At 68.5% G+C, this 16,293-nt stretch carries 18 protein-coding genes; 8 read left to right on the forward strand and 10 right to left on the reverse strand.

Translation table 11 applies throughout. The features are described from left to right. Positions 1-10: 10 nt before the first annotated feature. Positions 11-604, reverse strand: a complete 594-nt coding sequence (locus tag ACE11G_RS07900; protein ID WP_039866858.1) for a hypothetical protein — start codon at positions 602-604, stop codon at positions 11-13. 179 nt (positions 605-783) lie between these two features. Here ACE11G_RS07900 and ACE11G_RS07905 point away from each other — a divergent pair, with 179 nt between their 5' ends. After that, positions 784-1,221, forward strand: coding sequence for a hypothetical protein (locus ACE11G_RS07905; protein ID WP_101841566.1), 438 nt, complete (start codon positions 784-786; stop codon positions 1,219-1,221). 5 nt (positions 1,222-1,226) lie between these two features. Here the strand turns inward: ACE11G_RS07905 and ACE11G_RS07910 are convergent, their stop codons facing one another. After that, positions 1,227-2,084 carry a DMT family transporter gene (locus tag ACE11G_RS07910; protein WP_278123837.1) on the reverse strand — a complete coding sequence of 286 codons (858 nt, stop codon included), beginning with the start codon at positions 2,082-2,084 and terminating at the stop codon, positions 1,227-1,229. 43 nt (positions 2,085-2,127) lie between these two features. On the opposite strand from ACE11G_RS07910, the gene fdhD reads away from it, so the two are divergent. After that, positions 2,128-2,964, forward strand: a complete 837-nt coding sequence (gene fdhD / locus ACE11G_RS07915; RefSeq protein ID WP_278123836.1) for a formate dehydrogenase accessory sulfurtransferase FdhD — start codon at positions 2,128-2,130, stop codon at positions 2,962-2,964. A 12-nt stretch (positions 2,965-2,976) separates the two neighbouring features. Here fdhD and ACE11G_RS07920 read toward each other — a convergent pair whose 3' ends face one another. The 3 genes from ACE11G_RS07920 to ACE11G_RS07930 are packed head-to-tail and all read right to left on the reverse strand — an operon-like array spanning position 2,977 to position 5,466. Beyond that, on the reverse strand, positions 2,977-3,729 hold the full coding sequence (locus tag ACE11G_RS07920) for an amino acid ABC transporter ATP-binding protein (protein ID WP_375003999.1): 753 nt from the start codon (positions 3,727-3,729) through the stop codon (positions 2,977-2,979). Further along, positions 3,726-5,015, reverse strand: a complete 1,290-nt coding sequence (locus ACE11G_RS07925) for an ABC transporter permease subunit (protein WP_375004000.1) — start codon at positions 5,013-5,015, stop codon at positions 3,726-3,728. The genes ACE11G_RS07920 and ACE11G_RS07925 overlap by 4 nt, the downstream gene beginning before the upstream one ends. Before the next feature lie 25 nt (positions 5,016-5,040). Continuing rightward, positions 5,041-5,466, reverse strand: coding sequence for an NUDIX hydrolase (locus tag ACE11G_RS07930; RefSeq protein ID WP_062367723.1), 426 nt, complete (start codon positions 5,464-5,466; stop codon positions 5,041-5,043). Between the two features lie 135 nt (positions 5,467-5,601). Here ACE11G_RS07930 and ACE11G_RS07935 point away from each other — a divergent pair, with 135 nt between their 5' ends. Then, positions 5,602-7,176, forward strand: a complete 1,575-nt coding sequence (locus ACE11G_RS07935) for an ATP-dependent DNA ligase (RefSeq protein ID WP_062367689.1) — start codon at positions 5,602-5,604, stop codon at positions 7,174-7,176. A gap of 3 nt (positions 7,177-7,179) precedes the next feature. On the opposite strand, the gene ACE11G_RS07940 is transcribed toward ACE11G_RS07935, so the two are convergent. Both ACE11G_RS07940 and ACE11G_RS07945 read right to left on the reverse strand, forming a co-directional pair. Beyond that, positions 7,180-7,491 (reverse strand): hypothetical protein, encoded by a 312-nt coding sequence (locus ACE11G_RS07940; RefSeq protein WP_039866854.1) that lies wholly within the window; start codon positions 7,489-7,491, stop codon positions 7,180-7,182. After that, positions 7,488-8,261 carry a uracil-DNA glycosylase gene (locus ACE11G_RS07945; protein ID WP_062367690.1) on the reverse strand — a complete coding sequence of 258 codons (774 nt, stop codon included), beginning with the start codon at positions 8,259-8,261 and terminating at the stop codon, positions 7,488-7,490. Before ACE11G_RS07945 ends, ACE11G_RS07940 begins: the two co-directional genes overlap by 4 nt. Before the next feature lie 44 nt (positions 8,262-8,305). Between ACE11G_RS07945 and ACE11G_RS07950 the strand changes: the two genes are divergently transcribed. Next, positions 8,306-9,436 (forward strand): alkaline phosphatase family protein, encoded by a 1,131-nt coding sequence (locus ACE11G_RS07950; protein WP_375004001.1) that lies wholly within the window; start codon positions 8,306-8,308, stop codon positions 9,434-9,436. Between the two features lie 2 nt (positions 9,437-9,438). On the opposite strand, the gene ACE11G_RS07955 is transcribed toward ACE11G_RS07950, so the two are convergent. Then, positions 9,439-9,972, reverse strand: coding sequence for a hypothetical protein (locus ACE11G_RS07955; RefSeq protein ID WP_062367692.1), 534 nt, complete (start codon positions 9,970-9,972; stop codon positions 9,439-9,441). Between the two features lie 127 nt (positions 9,973-10,099). Here ACE11G_RS07955 and ACE11G_RS07960 point away from each other — a divergent pair, with 127 nt between their 5' ends. From ACE11G_RS07960 to ACE11G_RS07970, 3 genes are all read left to right on the forward strand, one after another. Beyond that, a complete protein-coding gene (locus ACE11G_RS07960) occupies positions 10,100-10,606 on the forward strand; it encodes a M15 family metallopeptidase (RefSeq protein ID WP_082781327.1) in 507 nt (168 codons plus the stop codon). 80 nt (positions 10,607-10,686) lie between these two features. Then, positions 10,687-11,421 carry a hypothetical protein gene (locus ACE11G_RS07965; protein ID WP_006895104.1) on the forward strand — a complete coding sequence of 245 codons (735 nt, stop codon included), beginning with the start codon at positions 10,687-10,689 and terminating at the stop codon, positions 11,419-11,421. Between the two features lie 26 nt (positions 11,422-11,447). Beyond that, positions 11,448-12,443: a glutathione S-transferase family protein gene (locus ACE11G_RS07970; RefSeq protein ID WP_006895103.1), complete on the forward strand. Its 996-nt coding sequence runs from the start codon at positions 11,448-11,450 to the stop codon at positions 12,441-12,443. Between the two features lie 40 nt (positions 12,444-12,483). Here the strand turns inward: ACE11G_RS07970 and ACE11G_RS07975 are convergent, their stop codons facing one another. Beyond that, positions 12,484-13,986 carry an MFS transporter gene (locus ACE11G_RS07975; RefSeq protein ID WP_375004002.1) on the reverse strand — a complete coding sequence of 501 codons (1,503 nt, stop codon included), beginning with the start codon at positions 13,984-13,986 and terminating at the stop codon, positions 12,484-12,486. A 55-nt stretch (positions 13,987-14,041) separates the two neighbouring features. On the opposite strand from ACE11G_RS07975, the gene ACE11G_RS07980 reads away from it, so the two are divergent. Continuing rightward, positions 14,042-14,557, forward strand: a complete 516-nt coding sequence (locus ACE11G_RS07980; protein WP_082084014.1) for a MarR family winged helix-turn-helix transcriptional regulator — start codon at positions 14,042-14,044, stop codon at positions 14,555-14,557. 11 nt (positions 14,558-14,568) lie between these two features. Here the strand turns inward: ACE11G_RS07980 and ACE11G_RS07985 are convergent, their stop codons facing one another. Next, entirely contained in the window at positions 14,569-16,113 is a 1,545-nt protein-coding gene (locus tag ACE11G_RS07985; protein WP_222111441.1) for a 2-isopropylmalate synthase, read from the reverse strand. Positions 16,114-16,293 lie beyond the last annotated feature (180 nt).

Below are 16,293 nucleotides of genomic sequence, written 5' to 3' on the forward strand. Positions count from 1 at the left end.
CCTCGGCCGGTCAGCTCAGCGCGATGACCCCGCCCGTCGGCGTCGAGGTGGGGCCGCTGCCGCCGCCGATGTCGCGGGCGATCCACACACCCGGCGTGAGCTGACGGTACTCATGGAGGCTGACCGGCTCACCGAGGAAATCAGCCGAGAAGTCCGCGGCGTAGACCGGCCGACCGTCGACGCGCGAGACGGCGGGAACCACCTCGGCTCCGGCGTCGGTGCCCCAGACGTAGTTCTTGTACACCCAGGGGCGCCCGCCCCGTTCGGTGAAGGTCAATGCGTCCCCGAGGACGCTCTGGGTGCGAGTGAGGGTCTTCCCCGCCTCATGGGGCAGTGTCCGGCCCCGAAGCTGGAACACCGGGAGCAGGGAGAGCTTCTTCTTCCCGAGGGGACGAACGCCCAGCGGCGCATCGGCGAACAACCCGAGGATCTCCTCGGCGGTGCAGTGTTCCATCAGGGAGGTGACCGTTCGCGTGGCGTTCCCCGGATCGACGACGCACGTGCGCGCCGGCGCGGCCGACGCGGTGGCGGGCGAACCGAGGAGTGATCCGACGGCTGCGATGATCGCGACGATTCTGATTCTTGTCGTACGTTCAAATGACACGAGGACATTGAACAGTGCGCAAAGCGGTCGAGCAATCCGAATGTCCCGACATTTCCTCGCCGGCTGATTACTTTGGTCCCTAGATTTCTGCCGCTCTCATGCACTTACCTTGTCCTGGGGTGAAGTCTCCAGTGCGGTCGAGGGATCGGCATCACTGCAGGGAGTGAAGGTGGGTTCTTGTGGCGGTGCGGACGCGGACAGCGAAGTCGGCGCAGGTGGATCGGCGCATCGCGAGGCGCGACGACGTGCTCGTCCTGGCATTCGCCGCCGTCGCGCTGGCGGGGGTGCTCATTCACGACCGCGTCGACATGCCGGCCACGCCTCTGCTCAGCGTCACCAACATGTTTCCGACCGCGGTCTACCTCGGTCTCGGACTGCTGGGCTTCGTTCCACGAGCTCGTGCCGCGTCGAGCTGGCTGCTCTTGATCTGGGCGTGGATCCTGGTGGTCGCATCACTGATCGGCCTCATACCGCAGAGCAACGCAGTCTCAGCGCCGCAGAATCCCAACGTGCACTACGTCTTCCACATCATCTACGCAGCGTGTCAGCTGCCGCTGATCGTCGCGCTGGTGCTGCGGCTCAATCGTGACGCTTCGGCCGTCACCACATCCCGCTGAGACACTCACCGCGCGGCTGTGAGGACAACGCCCGCGCTCGCCGTGACGACGAGTGCGATGGCGACGAGCTGACGTGAGTCCAGCGACTGGTCCAGAACCACGAAGCCGGCGAGAGCGGCCACCGCGGGGCCCAGACTCGACAGCACGCCGAACACACGCGTCGACATCCGTTTGAGTGCGGTGAACTCCAGGGCGTAGGGGATCACTGAGGTCAGCACGGCCACGCCGCCGAACGCCGCGAGCAGGCCCGGGTCGTCGGCGACCGCGGGCGCCGCTTGGAACAGTCCGATCGGGACGATCACCCCAGCCGCGACCAGCATGGCCGCCGACAGGCCGTCGACGCCGTGCACCCGGGTTCCCAGTCGGGCCGAGGCCACGACGTAGACGGCCCAGCAGAGGGCGGCCATCGCCGCGAATCCTGCTCCCCGAACATCGAAGGCAGCGCCGCCGTGCACGCCGAGCATCGCTATCCCGAGCGCGGCGAGTGCGACCCACAGGGCGTCGATCAGGCGCCGGCTGCCCGCGGCGGCGACGGCCAACGGTCCCATCAGCTCGACGGTAACCGCGACGCCGAGCGGAACGCGATCGATCGCCAGATAGATGAACAGGTTCATTCCGCCCAGGCCCAGACCCAGCAGCAGCACGCCGAGCCACGTGCGCCGCGGCCAGCTCAGCACCCGTGGCCGGACGAGAAGGGCCAGGATCAGCGCGCCGCACCCGAGTCGCAGGGCGGCGGCGCCGAACGGTCCCACCCGGTCGAACAGCGAACCGACGATCGCGTTGCCGAACTGGACGCTGAACACCGCAGCGACCACCAGCGCGCTCGGCGGCACACGAGGCAGGGGATCGGGACGGGTCTGCACGGTGGGGACTCTATCGGCCGGCCCAGCGGATACCCTGGCGGAGGTGGGAAGGATTACCGCCCGATGGCCGGTGACGAAGGTGCGGATCGGACACGAGCCGCGGCGTCGTCCCGACCGACTCGCGGTGGAGGAACCACTCGAGATCCGGATCGGCGGACTGCCGCTGGCGGTGACGATGCGGACACCGGGCACCGACGTCGAACTCGCGGCGGGATTCCTCGTCTCCGAAGGGGTCATCACCCGTGCCGAGCAGTTCCGGGCCGCGATCCACTGCGGCGGGCCGGGCACCGGCGGCACGGAGAACACGTACAACGTGCTCGACATCGCACTCTCCGCGGACACCCCGCCGCCCGGACCGGCCACCGCGCGCGACTTCCTGACCACCAGCGCATGCGGAATCTGCGGCAAGACGAGCATCGACGCGGTGGAGACCTCGTCGGCGTTCGACCTGCGCGGAGACGAGACGACGGTGCGACCGTCGCTGCTCGTCGAACTGCCGGAACGTCTGCGCGCCGGACAGCGAGCCTTCGACAGCACCGGCGGACTGCACGCGGCGGCGCTGTTCGACGCCGAGTCGGGTGAGTTGCTGACCCTGCGAGAGGACGTCGGCAGGCACAACGCCGTCGACAAGGTGATCGGGTGGGCGCTGACACGAGACCGGCTGCCGCTGCGCGGAACCATTCTGCAGGTGTCGGGCCGGGCGAGCTTCGAACTGGTGCAGAAGGCGGTGATGGCCGGCATCCCGATGCTCACGGCGGTGTCGGCCCCGTCCTCGCTGGCCGCCGAACTCGCCGAGCGGTCGGGACTCACGCTCATCGGCTTTCTCCGCGGCGATTCGATGAACGTGTACACCGGCGCCGCTCGGGTGGCGCCGGCCTGACCGCTGCCGGATCTAGATCGGGTCGGTGAGACGACGCAGAAAGGCAGCTGTCCGCTCGTGCTCGGGAGCGCCGATGACCTGCTCCGGTGGACCGCGCTCCACGATCACGCCGCCGTCGACGAACAACACTTGGTCGGACACCTGGCGGGCGAACGAGATCTCATGCGTGACCACGACCATGGTCCAGTTCTGTGCCGCGAGGTCGCGGATCACCCGCAGGACCTCGCCGACCAGTTCCGGGTCGAGTGCCGACGTCGGCTCGTCGAGCAGCAGCACCTTCGGATTCATCGCGACGGCGCGCACGATCCCCACCCGCTGCTGCTGACCGCCGGACAGTTGAGCCGGGTAGTCGTCGGCCCGGTCGCCCAGGCCGACGCTGTCGAGCAACCGCCGCGCATCCGCGGTCGCGTCCGCCACCGGCCGTCGCTGCACCACCACCGGTCCCTCGATGACGTTCTCCAAGACCGTCTTGTGGGGGAACAGGTTGTGGTTCTGAAAGACGAATCCGCTCTGGCTCCGATAGCGGGCGATGTCGGACTTGGCGTAGTCGCCGGCGAAATCGATCGTCACGTCGGCCACCCGGATCACACCGGTGTCCGGTACGTCGAGCGCATTGAGCGACCGCAGAAGGGTGGTCTTGCCCGATCCGGAGGGGCCGATCACCGCGGTGACCGACCCGGAGTCGACGCTGAACTCGATGCCGCGCAGCACTTCGTTGTCACCGAAGGCCTTCGTCAGACCATCGACCTGGATGAGTGCGGTCATGTCGGGATGAACCTTCCGAGACGGGTCTCGAGGACGCCCTGCAGCATCGACAGCACGAGGCACACGATCCAGTAGTAGACCGCGGCGGTCATGTACAGGGCGAAGAACTCGAAGGTGGGCGCGGCGGCTATCTGCGCGACGCGCAGGAGCTCCGTCACCAGGATCGTGGAGGCGAGTGAGGTGTCCTTCACCAGTGAGATGAGCGTGTTCGACAGACCGGGAACCGCGATCCGCGCCGCTTGCGGGAGCACGATGCGGCGCATCGTGGTCGCGTAGTTCATGCCGATGGTCGCGGCGGCCTCGCGCTGGCCCTTGGGAACCGACATGATCGCGCTGCGGATGATCTCGGCGGCGTACCCGCCGACGTTGAGCGAGAAAGCGATCGCGGCGGCAGGCAGCGGCGGCACTTTGAATCCGAGCTCGGGCAGCGCGTAGAAGATGATGAACAGCTGGACCAACAGCGGGGTGCCCCGGATGATCGAGACGTAGATCCGCGCGAGTCGCGAGAGAATCGGGTTCTCCGCGAGCCCGGACTTCTCTGAGATCGCCGTGAGCGTGCCGTCGGCCCGCAGACGGTCGAGCGCGTGGTCGATCTTCGGTATCAGCGGACTGCCCTTGGCGGCGGCGAAGGCCTGGTCGCTCGTCTGCCCGGTCTTGGCCGAGATCTTGACCGACGAGTCGCCGGTCTCGGCGAAATACGCGTACACGGCGATGCTGTCGTTGACCGTCGCGTCGACCCGGCCCTGCCGAAGCAGTGTGATCGCCTGGGTGAAACCCTCGACGGTCTGCACCTGTGCACCCGCGTCGCGAGCGACTTGAGTCCAGTTGCTCGTCGCCGTCTGGGCGACGGTGCGGCCCCTCAGATCGTTCAACGACCGGATCGACGAGTCGTCCGCCCGTGTCACGACCACCCCTTCGCCGACGGCGTACGGGCTGGACAACGCGTACTCGGCTCGCCGCTCCGGAGTGATCGTGACCTGATTGGCGACCACGTCGAATCGATCCGCGCCGAGTGCTGCGAACAGCGAGTCCCAGGGAGCCTCCACGAACTCGGCCCGCATGCCCATCTGATGCGCGACGGTCTCGGCCACGTCGACGTCGTAGCCGGAGAGTCGACCGGTCGCGGGGTCGTGGAAGCTGAACGGCGCATAGGTGCCCTCGGTTCCCACTCGGAGCACGCCTTCGCCGCTACGCCCACCGTCGGGACCGCCGCATCCGCCCACCACTGCCACTGCCGCGATCAGCACTGCCAGTAGCAGCGCCGGGGCTCGCGGTCGGAGGCTCATAGGGGGAGTAAACCCCGCCGGCCGATCAGCTGGGACCCTTTGGCGCCACCTGGTCCGAGGGTGGGATTCCGGCGGCACGCAGATGCGCGCGGAGCCGGCCGACGAGCGGTGCACGTTCGAGTTCGTCAGCGGTCATCCATCGTGCGTCCTCGGCGTCGTCGCCCGCGCGCAGCTCGCCGCCGATCACCGTCGCGGCGAAGTCGTGGATCTCGAAGGTCTCCGCGTCGCTGTAATCGATGATCGCGCACCAGAGTTCCCTACCGATCACCGCCTCGAGGCCGGTCTCCTCCCGGACCTCACGTGCGGCCGCCTCGGCGAGGGTCTCGCCGGCCTCGACATGTCCGCCCGGTACCGACCAACGTCCCTTCTCCGGTGCGTGACCGCGTTTGACCATCAGTATTCGTCCGCCGTCGTCGACGATGACCGCGCCCGCGGCCAGCACTGGATCCATCCTCACACCGTAGATCTCCGCGTGGTCGTGCGGATATCTCCGCGTCACAGCGGGTTGCTCGTCGCAACACCGGTCCGTTGTTCTGACGGTGCGCGACACCTCCGCGGGCGGGCGCGCCCCACTATCCTCGGTGGAGTGACCGCAAGTCGACAGCAACGCACAGGACTCGACGCCGTCGTGCAGACGGCCGCGGACGTGACCGCCACGAGGTCTCGCAACGCCAAGACACAGCGGATCGCCGATCTTCTCCGAGCGCTGTCGGCCGATGAGATTCCAGCGGCCGTCGGACTGTTGCTGGGCCGCCCGCGTCAAGGCCGGCTCGGAGTCGGGCGGCGTGCCGCTCATGCCGCTCGCACCGAACCGGCGGCGACCCCGTCGCTCACCGTGAGCGATGTGGACGCGGCGTTCACGACGCTGGCGAACACGCGCGGTCCCGGTGCGGTGCGCACCCGGGCGGAGGCACTGCACGCCCTGATGTCGCGTGCGACCGCCGACGAACAGGACTATCTGATCCGGGTGCTCACCGCCGAGATGCGGACGGGTGCGCTCGAGAGCGTGGTCACCGATGCGGCCGCGATCGCGGCCGGTCTGCCGACCGCAGTGGTGCGCCGGGCGGCGATGCTCTCCGGGGACCTCGGTACCACTGTCCGTCAGGCGTGTGCGGGATCCGACCTCACCGCAGTCGGCCTCACGCCGGGAGTCCCGGTCTCGCCGATGCTCGCCTCCACGGCCGAGTCCGCGTCGGCCGCGGTCGCCGAAACGGGGGAGGCCTCCGTAGAGGCGAAACTCGACGGCGCCCGGATCCAGGTGCATCGCGTCGGCGGCGCGGTCACCGTCTACACGCGCAGTCTGGCCGACGTCACCTCCCGGGTCCCCGAACTCGCCGAACTGGTGTCCGAGTTCCCCGGCGGCGACCTGGTCCTGGACGGCGAGACACTCGCTCTCGATCCCTCGGGTGCGGCGCGGCCGTTTCAGGAGACGATGAGTCGCTTCGGCTCCGGCGGCGGCACCGCATTGTCGGCGTGGTTCTTCGATGTGCTCTACGCCCGCGGCGAGAGCCTGATCGACTCACCGCTGCGGCGTCGGCGGCGGGTGCTGGCCGAGATCGTCGGGGAGCGGATGATCCGCGGGATCGAGGTGACCGGTCCCTCCGCCTGCCACCTCGCCGAAGACTTCTTCGCCGCGGCGGTCGGCACCGGCGACGAGGGGGTCGTGGTCAAGTCGCTCGACTCGACGTACGCGGCCGGGCGCCGTGGCAGTCACTGGATCAAAGTGAAGCCCGTGCACACCTTCGATCTGGTCGTGCTCGCCGTCGAACAGGGATCGGGACGGCGGCGGGGGATGCTGTCGAACCTGCATCTGGGCGCGCGGGATCCGGCGGGGCGATTCGGTCCGCCCGGTGGATTCGTCATGGTGGGTAAGACCTTCAAGGGACTCACGGACGAGCTGCTGCGATGGCAGACCGCGCATTTTCCGACGATCGCCGTCGACACTGCGGGCCATGTCACCGCGCTGCGGCCGGAGACGGTGGTGGAGATCGCGATCGACGGCGTGCAGCGGTCATCGCGCTATCCGGGCGGGGTCGCCTTGCGGTTCGCGCGGGTGAAACGCTATCGCGTCGGGGCCGACGCCAAGCCCGCCGCCGAGGCGGACACGATCGACGCGCTGCGCGATCTGCTCGATTCGAGGGCGTCCGACGCGATGCGGTGACCGTCAGTGCGGCGTCACGACTCGGACCGGGAACAGCACGGTGCGCTCGACGACACGATCGCGCTCGGCGCTCCGGCTCGTCCGGCGCGGATCTGCGAGGTAGGCCTCCAGGGCCGCCTGATCGGGCAGACCGATCAGCTGCGTCTCGTCGGGAACGTCGGCGGTGCCGGAACCGAGCGCGCGAGCGAGAAGCACCCCGCCGTGATCGGGTAGCAGGGCGAGGACCTCGTCTTCATAGGCCGACAGATCGGCGGCGAGGCCGGGCCGGGCCCAGAGTTGACAGCACAGTTCGACGGGTTCGGGATCGGTGGTCATGTCCTCGACGTTATCGGTGCCGTCGAGCCCGGCGGCGTGGCTGCGGCCTTCGCGTCCAGCAACACGGTTTCGAGCATCTCCGGCGTCAGCCGCCCGGTGAAGGTGTTCTGCTGGCTGACGTGGAAGCATCCGAGAACGGTGAGACGCCGGCCGTTCGGATGGTCGATCACCACGCGGACGCCGTGCCCGAACCGCGGCCGTGGACGCGGCACGATCCAACCGCCCTCGGAGAGGGACGACAGCAGCGCCTGCCAGCCGAATCCGCCGAGTGCGATCGCCACCCGGACGGTCGGTGCCAGCAGTTCCAGTTCCCGCGACAGGAATGGCGCACACCGGCGACGTTCATCGGGCGTCGGCTTGTTGGCCGGCGGAGCGCAGTGCACGGGCGACGTGATCCGGGTGTCGATGAGCCGCAGGCCGTCGTCGGCGGATACCGCACGCGGCGCTGACGCGAGTCCGACGGCGTGCAGTGCGGCGAACAGGAAATCGCCGCTGCGGTCGCCGGTGAACATCCGGCCGGTGCGATTGGCGCCGTGCGCGGCCGGAGCCAGCCCGACGACGAGGATCCGTGCGTCGTCCGGTCCGAAACCGGGAACGGCGCGACCCCAGTACGTCTGGTCGCGAAAGGCCGCGCGTTTGACGGTGGCGACCTCTTCGCGCCAGGCGACGAGCCGCGGACAGGCCCGGCACTGTGCGACCAGATCGTCCAACGCGGTCAACGTGCGGGCACTGGCCGCCCGATCGGGCGCGGATTCGGGGCGCGGCGCCATGGACTCCACCGTAGTCGGGAACCGCGCCCGGCATAGTGGGAGCCATGCGTCATACCCTCGCCGACATCCTGCCCGCGGTGTCCGCCGCATTCGACGGCGCCGAGACCGAGGGGCTCGAGGTGGCCCCGGCTCGTGACATCGCCGTCCTCCTGATCGACGGACTGGGAGCCGAACTCCTGCGGCGGCACGGCGACGTGGCACCGACTCTGACGGCGCACCTGCGGACCACGTTGGCAGCCGGGTTCCCCGCGACGACGGCCTCGAGCATCTCGAGTCTGGCGATCGGAGCACCCTGTGCCACACACGGGATCATCGGATACAGTTTCGCGCTGCCCTCCGCCGCCGGACCGGAGAACTTCAACGCGCTGCGCTGGCGGACCGGCAGCGCCGAAGGGCCGGATGCGAGAACCACACATGTGCCGGAAGACGTTCAGCCCGTGGAGAGTTCGGTGCAGCGGCTGGCTCGGAGCGGTGTCGAGGTCCACTACGTGGTGCCGGGCTATCAGATGCGTTCGGGGTTGACGCGGGCGGCGTTCCGAACGGCCGGACGACTCCACCCGGCGTCAGATCTCGACTCCGTGCGCGACGGACTCCTCGATTTCGCCCGGCACACCGATCGCGGGCGCCGATTCGCCTACGCCTACTTCCCGGACCTCGACATGCACGGGCACGTCGCCGGGCCGGAGTCGGCGCAGTGGCGCGCCGTGCTCGGCGCGGTCGACGCAATGGTCGCACAGCTGATCGACGACCTGCCCCCGACGTGCACCCTGCTGATCACCGGCGATCACGGCATGATTCGTGCGGGGGCGGCCATCGACCTCGAGGCGGATCCCGAACTGCGCCGCGATGTCCGCCTGGTCTCCGGCGAAGCCCGAGTGCGGCACGTCTACTCCGACTATCCGGACGCCGTGCGTGACGTGGCCGATCGATGGACCGGGGCACTCGGCGAGCACGCCCGCATCGTCACTCGCGAGCAGGCGCTCGACGAACACTGGTTCGGTCCCACGCCTCCGGTGCCGACGATCGAGTCCCGGATCGGTGACGTTCTGGCGGTGGCGCGAGGAACGAGCGTCCTCGTCTGTCCCACCGCTGAGCCCATGGAGTCGACGATGGCCGGTCATCACGGTGCCTGGACCGACGATGAACAACTGGTGCCGCTGATCTCGAATCGGTGAGATCAGTCGGAGTAGCGGTGCGACCAGCCGATCGCGCGGAGCTCGCCGACCGGTCCGGTGACGGTGGTGATCGACTGATACTTCGGGGTGGGCGGTCGTCCGCGCGACTTGCGGGTCATCGGGACCACCAAGCCCTGAGGCGTTCCGTTTCGACTCCAGTCCTCGCTCACCAGGAATGATTCGGGAAGCCGGTCGCCGAGGAAGGCGTAGCGGGCGCTGCCGCGCTTGCCTTCGGTGGGACGATGCAACCGCTGCATGATCATCGTCCGGCTGTGCGCCCCCGGCTCGCGGATGAACCTCACGCGCTCGTACACCGGGACACCCATCGAGAACAGCGCGCCGTACGGAGCACTGGCGACGTCGTGCGGTGTGAGGGCCGAGGCGGCGGCGGGCGCCGCCGACGCCTCGGCCGGATGGACGGCTGCCGCCGCGCCGACCGCCAGGACGGCGGTGACCGCGGCGACACGGCGGCGTCCGCTGACGGGGCGGCGAGTGAAGGAACGACGATCACGGGCCTGGCGCGGCGAACCTGTCATCGGTCAACCGTCGCAGCTGCCGGGTTCGAGGGCAAGTACCCCGATACGCACGCTGATCGGCGTGTCGGCCGGTCCGTCGGAGGTCGACGTCTCGCATGCCGACCGGGTCCGTAGTAGGTTCGACCCCGTGATCCGAGTGCGAGTGACCGCTGCTGCGGCGGCCCTGGCGATCGCCGCATCCGCGGCGGTCGCGCCGGCCGCCCATGCCGATCCGGCGACGGCCCGGGCGAACTTCCTCGGCGTGTCGTTGGCCCCCGGCACCGCCGGACTCACGCCGCAGTTGGCGATCGCCTACACGCTCGCGCACCGTGAGGCGCGTGCCTCCGGGGTGGCGCTGTCGGTGACGTCCGGAAAGCGCTCGCGCGCGGAGCAGGCGGCACTGTGGCGGCAGGGCATCGCCGACTACGGCAGTGCCGCCGCCGCGCGCCGCTGGGTACTGCCGCCCGATGAGTCGACCCACGTCACGGGCGAGGCCGTCGATGTGGGACCGCGGTCGGGCGCGCGTTGGCTGCAGGCCAACGGCATCCGCTGGGGCCTGTGCCGGGTGTACGACAACGAGTGGTGGCACTTCGAACTGGCGGCGCTGCCCGGAACGGCGTGCCCGCCCAGGCTCCCCGACGCAGCGAGCCGCTGACCTGGTCTCGTCGGCCGCCGTGCCATGTGCGTGCACACGTGGACGGTTGCGGCTACGAACCTCTGGCCCAATAGGGAAGGATGAATGCCGTGTCGGAGAACCCAGACCACGAGAACGCCGTCCCTGAACCGTCCGAGGCGGGCGAACTGGACGACCGCGTCGTCGATGCCGACGCGGCCGATGTCGTCGAAGCCGTCGAATCGATGGAGGCCGCGCTCGGCGCCGGCGGGACCGACGATGGGTCCGCGGCGGACGTCGAGCCCGCATACCTGTCGTACGAGGAGTTCGGTCGACGGTTCTTCGAGCTCGCCGTCACCGAGGAACGGATCGGCAGCGCGTTCACCTCGATCGCGGGCGAGGAGTTCGAGGTCGGCCCGATCGGGTCGGGACCGGCAGGAGTGGTGAAAGTGCGGGCGATGGTGCGCGTCGCCGAACCGGAGATCGTCCGTGATCTCGGGCAGCTGATCACCTTCACGGTCAAGCTGCCGCTGCACATCGCGTTGACGGTGGATCTCAAGGTCGACCGCATCCGGTACGACGTCGACGGTCTGGTGACACTGCCGCTGACGGTCCGGTGCGCGGCGCCGCTGCAGGTGCGGATAGAGGTGGACCCACCGCGACCGCGCGACGTGTTCGTCGACGTCAGCTCGCGGAACGTCCGGGGCGAGATCATTCGCAATCTGGCTCAGGTGGACGACGAGATCCGCAGGGTCATCGCGAAGTTCGTGGAGACCGAGATCGACAAGCCGGCTATCCGCAAGGCCCGGTTCATCGACGTCGACGCCGAACTCGGTCGCGCGTTCGAAAGCATGTGACGCCTGTTCGGTGCCATGCTGGATAGATGACTGAGAACCGCCCGGGAGATCACGAGAAGTACGTCAAGGCAGATCAGCCGTACGAACGAGACACCAGGTACATCGAGACCCGGATCACGCGCGACGGCGCCGACGGCTACCCGGTGGAGGCCGGGCGCTACCGGCTCGTCGTCTCATACGCCTGTCCGTGGGCGAACCGGTCGATCATCGTGCGCCGGCTGCTCGGTCTCGAAGACGCGATTTCAATGGGTGTGTGCGGTCCGACGCACGACTGGCGGTCGTGGACCTTCGACCTCGATCCGGGCGGGGTGGATCCGGTGCTGGGCATACCGCGGCTGCAGGACGCGTACTTCCGGCGGATCCCCGGCTATGAGAAGGGCATCACCGTCCCGGCAGTCGTCGATGTCCCGAGCGGAGCGGTGGTCACCAACGACTTCCCGCAGATCACTCTCGACTTCGAGACCGAGTGGGTCGACTTCCACCGGGACGGGGCGCCCCGGCTGTACCCCGAGGACCTTCGCCGCGAGATCGACGAGGTGAACGCGGTGGTCTACCGTGACGTGAACAACGGCGTGTACCGGTGCGGCTTCGCCGGCTCACAGGAAGCCTACGACGACGCCTACGACCAACTCTTCTCCCGGCTCGACTGGCTCACCGAACGGCTGCGCACCCAGCGATACCTGGTCGGAGACACCATCACCGAGGCGGATGTGCGACTGTTCACGACGCTCGCGCGGTTCGACCCGGTGTATCACGGCCACTTCAAGTGCAATCGCGAGAAGCTCTCCGAGATGCCGGTGCTCTGGGCATACGCGCGCGATCTCTATCAGACTCCCGGCTTCGGTGACTGCACGAACTTCGACCACATCAAACGGCACTACTACCAGGTGCATCGCGACATCAACCCCTCCGGGATCGTGCCGAAGGGTCCGGATCTGTCGAACTGGGCCGAACCGCACGGCAGGGAGGCGCTCGGTGGCCGACCCTTCGGAGACGGAACACCGCCCGCCCCGCTCGGTTGAACGGGACGGGCGGTGTCGTCGAGGGGTGAACGCCAATCCCTCAGGCCACCGCCAGCTCCGCTGAGCGCGCCCGGGCGCGCGGAATCGCCAGCGTGATGAGCACACCGACGAAGGCCGCGGCCGCCCCGATGAGGAAGCACCAGCGGAAGGCGGAGTGCGTCGGAACCTGGTGACCGCCACCGAGATCGATGGTCGACGCAGCCAGAACCACCGCCATCACCGCCGACGACAGGGTGGTGCCGACCGACCTCATCAGGCCGTTGAGTCCCACCGCCGCCCCGGCCTCGGTGATCGGCACCGCGCCCATGATGAGCGTGGGCATCGCCGCGTAGCCGATGCCCACGCCGGCCGAGCCGATCACCGAAGCCACGGCGAGCTGCCAGGGAGCGTTCATCAGGAAGTACGCGGTGAGGTAGCCGACACAGAGGACCGCGCCGCCGATCGCGAGCGTGAGCTTCGGGCCGAGACGGTTGATGAGCATGCCGGAGATCGGGGCGAAGAGCATCATCATGATGCCGCCCGGAGCCATCCACAGACCGGTCTGCAAGATGGTCTGCCCGAAGCCGCCGACCGAATCCGGCACCTCGAGCATCGTCGGAACCACGATCGCCTGCGCCATCATGCCGAATCCGATGGCGATCGCCGCCAGATTCGTCAGCAGCACCGTCGGCTTGGCGGTCGTGCGCAGATCGACCAACGGATCACTGTGCCGCAACTCGAACATCGCCCACGCCAGGAGCACGACCACGCCGGCGGCGAGGAAGCCGAGGGTGGCGCCGGACGCCCAGCCCCAGTCCTTACCCTTCGAGACGGCGATGAGGACGCTGCACAGACCGGCCGCCATTCCGACTGCGCCGACTACGTCCAGTCGTCCACCGGCACTGTCGGCGACGTTCGGCACGATGACTACGACCAGGACGGTGATCAGCAATGCCAGTCCCGCCGAAGCCCAGAACAGCGCCCGCCAGTCCCAGGTCTGCGCGACCCAGGCCGACACCGGAAGTCCGATGGCGCCGCCGACGCCGAGCGTGGCGCTCATCGCGGCCACCGCCATCGAGGTCAGACGCGGCGGCGTCACCTCCCGCATCAGGCTGATGCCGACCGGGATGAAGCCCATCGACATGCCTTGGACGGCGCGTCCGATCAGCATCGGAACGAGTGTGCCGCCGATGGCGCAGATCAGCGAGCCGACGACGAGTAGCAGCGCGCTGGCGAGAATCACGCGCTGCTTGCCGTACATGTCGCCGAGGCGCCCCGCGATCGGCATAGCCACGGCGCCGCCGAGCAGCGTGGCGGTGATCACCCACGACGCGTTCGAGATGGACGTGTGCAGCAGTTGCGGTAGTTCGGGCTGAACCGGGATGATCAGCGTCTGCATCAGGGATGCGACCAGACCGCCCAGACAGAGGGTGATGACGATACCGAGTGCACCGCGGTCGCCTGCGGTTTCGTCCGACGCTGCGGCGGCAGGGGCGTCGGCCGGCGCGGGCGCGGGGTTCACATCGTCGGCGGTCGGATCCGCCGTGCCGGAGGGGGAGGACATTCAGAGGCCTTCGTTTCAGTGCGGAGCATGCGAGAACAACCTATGTAAGGTACATATGCGTCGTGCACACCCCAAACTCGGGGCTGTGTGCGGTCCAGTCGAGAACGAGGTGAGAACGGTAGACGGAGGCGAGCCCACCTGGCCGTCCCAGGTGCATCGGGACGTGGTCGAAGAACTCCTGCGGTTGCGTCGCAGACGTGACGAGGTCGACCCGAAGGCGATTCTGGACGCATCCGCGTTTCATATCCTCTGGCTGCTGTCGGACGGCCGCGCGCGGACTCTGCGTGAACTGAGCCACGATCTCGCGCTGGAGCAGTCGACGGTGAACCGGCAGGTCAACGCGGCGATCAAGCGCGGATACGTCGAGCGCTTCCCCGTCGACGGGCAGGTCAGTCGGATGCACCGGCCCACCGCGGCGGGGATGGAGGCGCTCGAACACGACGGTAGACGACGTGCCGATCGGCTCAATCGCGTCTTCGCCGATCTCGCTCCCGGCGATCCCGCGATTCTGCTCGCTCAGCTGCGGGCGTTCAACGACGCGTTCGAGCGCCAGGGTGTCGACGCGGACTGACGCAGGGCCGCTCAGTGCCTGCGGGCGGCGGCCGACGCCGCCCGATCGGCCTCGTCCTCCGACGCCCCGATGCCTGCCGACCAGCCGCAGTCGTCCCCGCGCCGCCACTCCAGAACGGTCAGGAAGCGTCCGCGTTCCGGCGCCGTGATCGCGCTCCGGTGACGGCTCAGAGGTTCGATGGCGTCCGCGCGCGCTGAGGTGCTGTCCGCGGCGCCGTCTGCGGGCATGTACTCCGCGCAGAACAGCGTCCAGAGCGTCTCCGCGTCGACTTCGCGGCCCTCGGTGTCCGTGTGCCGTTGCACGACGCGTGCGAAGTCGATCTGAAGGCGGCGTGGCAACTCGACGCCGAACTCGGCTGCCAGCAGATACGCGATACCGCCCTTGCCGGATTGCGAGTTGACCCGGATCACCTCATCGTACGTGCGGCCCAGGTCGGCCGGGTCGACCGGCAGATAGGGCACGTCCCACGGCATCTCCGATTCGGCGTGACCGGCATGGGCGGACCGGCGTCGGTGGTCGGCGAATCCCTTGGCGATGGCGTCTTGATGAGTGCCGCTGAATGCCGTGTGCACCAGGTCGCCGACGTACGGGTGGCGTGCATGGATCTCGATCTGGTTGGCCTCCTCGACGACTCGGCGGATCTCGTCGATGTCCGAGAAGTCGATCATCGGGTCGACGCCCTGTGCGTGGAGATTGAGGGCCAAGGTGGCGATGTCGACGTTGCCGGTCCGTTCGCCGTTGCCGAACAGGCATCCCTCGACGCGTTCGGCGCCGGCCAGCACCGCCAGTTCCGCGCACGCGATTCCGGTGCCGCGGTCGTTGTGCGGGTGCACCGACAGGATCACCGATTCCCGACGCTCGAGGTTCAGGTGCATGTACTCGATCTGGTCGGCGTAGACGTTCGGCGTCGCGATCTCCACGGTCGCAGGCAGATTCAGGATCACCGGACGATCAGGAGCGGCGTCCCACAGCCGCGTCATCGCGTTGCAGACGTCGAGCGCGAAATCCGGCTCGGTGAGGTTGAAGACCTCGGGGGAGAACTCGAAACGGACGTTCGGCAGGTCGCCGGCGAATTCCAACACGTCCCGGCCGCCGCCCAGAACGGTCTCGAGCAGCTCCGACCGCGACTGTCTCAACACGATGTCGCGCCAGACGGGTGCCGTGGCGGTGTACATGTGCACCACCACGGGATTGTCGATCCCGCGGATGGACTCCACGGTCCGCTCGATCAGATCCCGTCGCGCCGGAGTGAAGACGACCACCGTCACGTCGTCGGGGGCCAGATCGGTCTCCGCGATCTGCCGGACGAAATCGAAGTCGGTGGCCGACGCCGAGGGATAGCCGACTTCGATCTCCTTGTAGCCCATGGCGACGAGCAATTCGAACAGCTGGCGCTTGCGTGCCGGGTTCATGGGTTCCGGCAGTGCCTGGTTGCCGTCGCGCAGGTCTACCGGAACCCACAGCGGCGCGGACGTGAGGCGAGCCTCGGGCCACCGGCGCGTCGTCAGCGGAACCTCGACGCGACGGTACACGTCGCGGTACCGGTGCGAGGGCATCTGGGATCGCCGCTGGCGGTTCCATGAGGGTGACTGGTCGGGTATCGGCCCGGCAGGGGTGCTGATGGAGCCGAAGGCGTCGGGCCGGGACGCGGGGGATTCGGATTCGGTGAACATGGGATCTCGCTTTCGCAGAAGTCGGGTGCAGACCGGCGTCGGGGCCCACGGGGAGTCGCCGGT

The sequence above is a fragment of the Gordonia sp. PS3 genome (assembly GCF_041950545.1).
GTDB classification, from domain to species: Bacteria; Actinomycetota; Actinomycetes; order Mycobacteriales; family Mycobacteriaceae; genus Gordonia; species Gordonia sihwensis.

Excerpts from the sequence above, each read along its gene's own strand:
- ACE11G_RS07920 (WP_375003999.1), bottom strand. The coding sequence starts at position 3,729 with ATGACCGCACTCATCCAGGTCGATGGTCTGACGAAGGCCTTCGGTGAC.
- ACE11G_RS07925 (WP_375004000.1), bottom strand. The coding sequence starts at position 5,015 with ATGAGCCTCCGACCGCGAGCCCCGGCGCTGCTACTGGCAGTGCTGATC.
- ACE11G_RS07930 (WP_062367723.1), bottom strand. The coding sequence starts at position 5,466 with ATGGATCCAGTGCTGGCCGCGGGCGCGGTCATCGTCGACGACGGCGGA.
- ACE11G_RS07940 (WP_039866854.1), bottom strand. The coding sequence starts at position 7,491 with ATGACCACCGATCCCGAACCCGTCGAACTGTGCTGTCAACTCTGGGCC.
- ACE11G_RS07945 (WP_062367690.1), bottom strand. The coding sequence starts at position 8,261 with ATGGCGCCGCGCCCCGAATCCGCGCCCGATCGGGCGGCCAGTGCCCGC.
- ACE11G_RS07950 (WP_375004001.1), top strand. The coding sequence starts at position 8,306 with ATGCGTCATACCCTCGCCGACATCCTGCCCGCGGTGTCCGCCGCATTC.
- ACE11G_RS07955 (WP_062367692.1), bottom strand. The coding sequence starts at position 9,972 with ATGACAGGTTCGCCGCGCCAGGCCCGTGATCGTCGTTCCTTCACTCGC.
- ACE11G_RS07965 (WP_006895104.1), top strand. The coding sequence starts at position 10,687 with ATGAATGCCGTGTCGGAGAACCCAGACCACGAGAACGCCGTCCCTGAA.
- ACE11G_RS07970 (WP_006895103.1), top strand. The coding sequence starts at position 11,448 with ATGACTGAGAACCGCCCGGGAGATCACGAGAAGTACGTCAAGGCAGAT.
- ACE11G_RS07975 (WP_375004002.1), bottom strand. The coding sequence starts at position 13,986 with ATGTCCTCCCCCTCCGGCACGGCGGATCCGACCGCCGACGATGTGAAC.
- ACE11G_RS07980 (WP_082084014.1), top strand. The coding sequence starts at position 14,042 with ATGCGTCGTGCACACCCCAAACTCGGGGCTGTGTGCGGTCCAGTCGAG.
- ACE11G_RS07985 (WP_222111441.1), bottom strand. The coding sequence starts at position 16,113 with ATGCCCTCGCACCGGTACCGCGACGTGTACCGTCGCGTCGAGGTTCCG.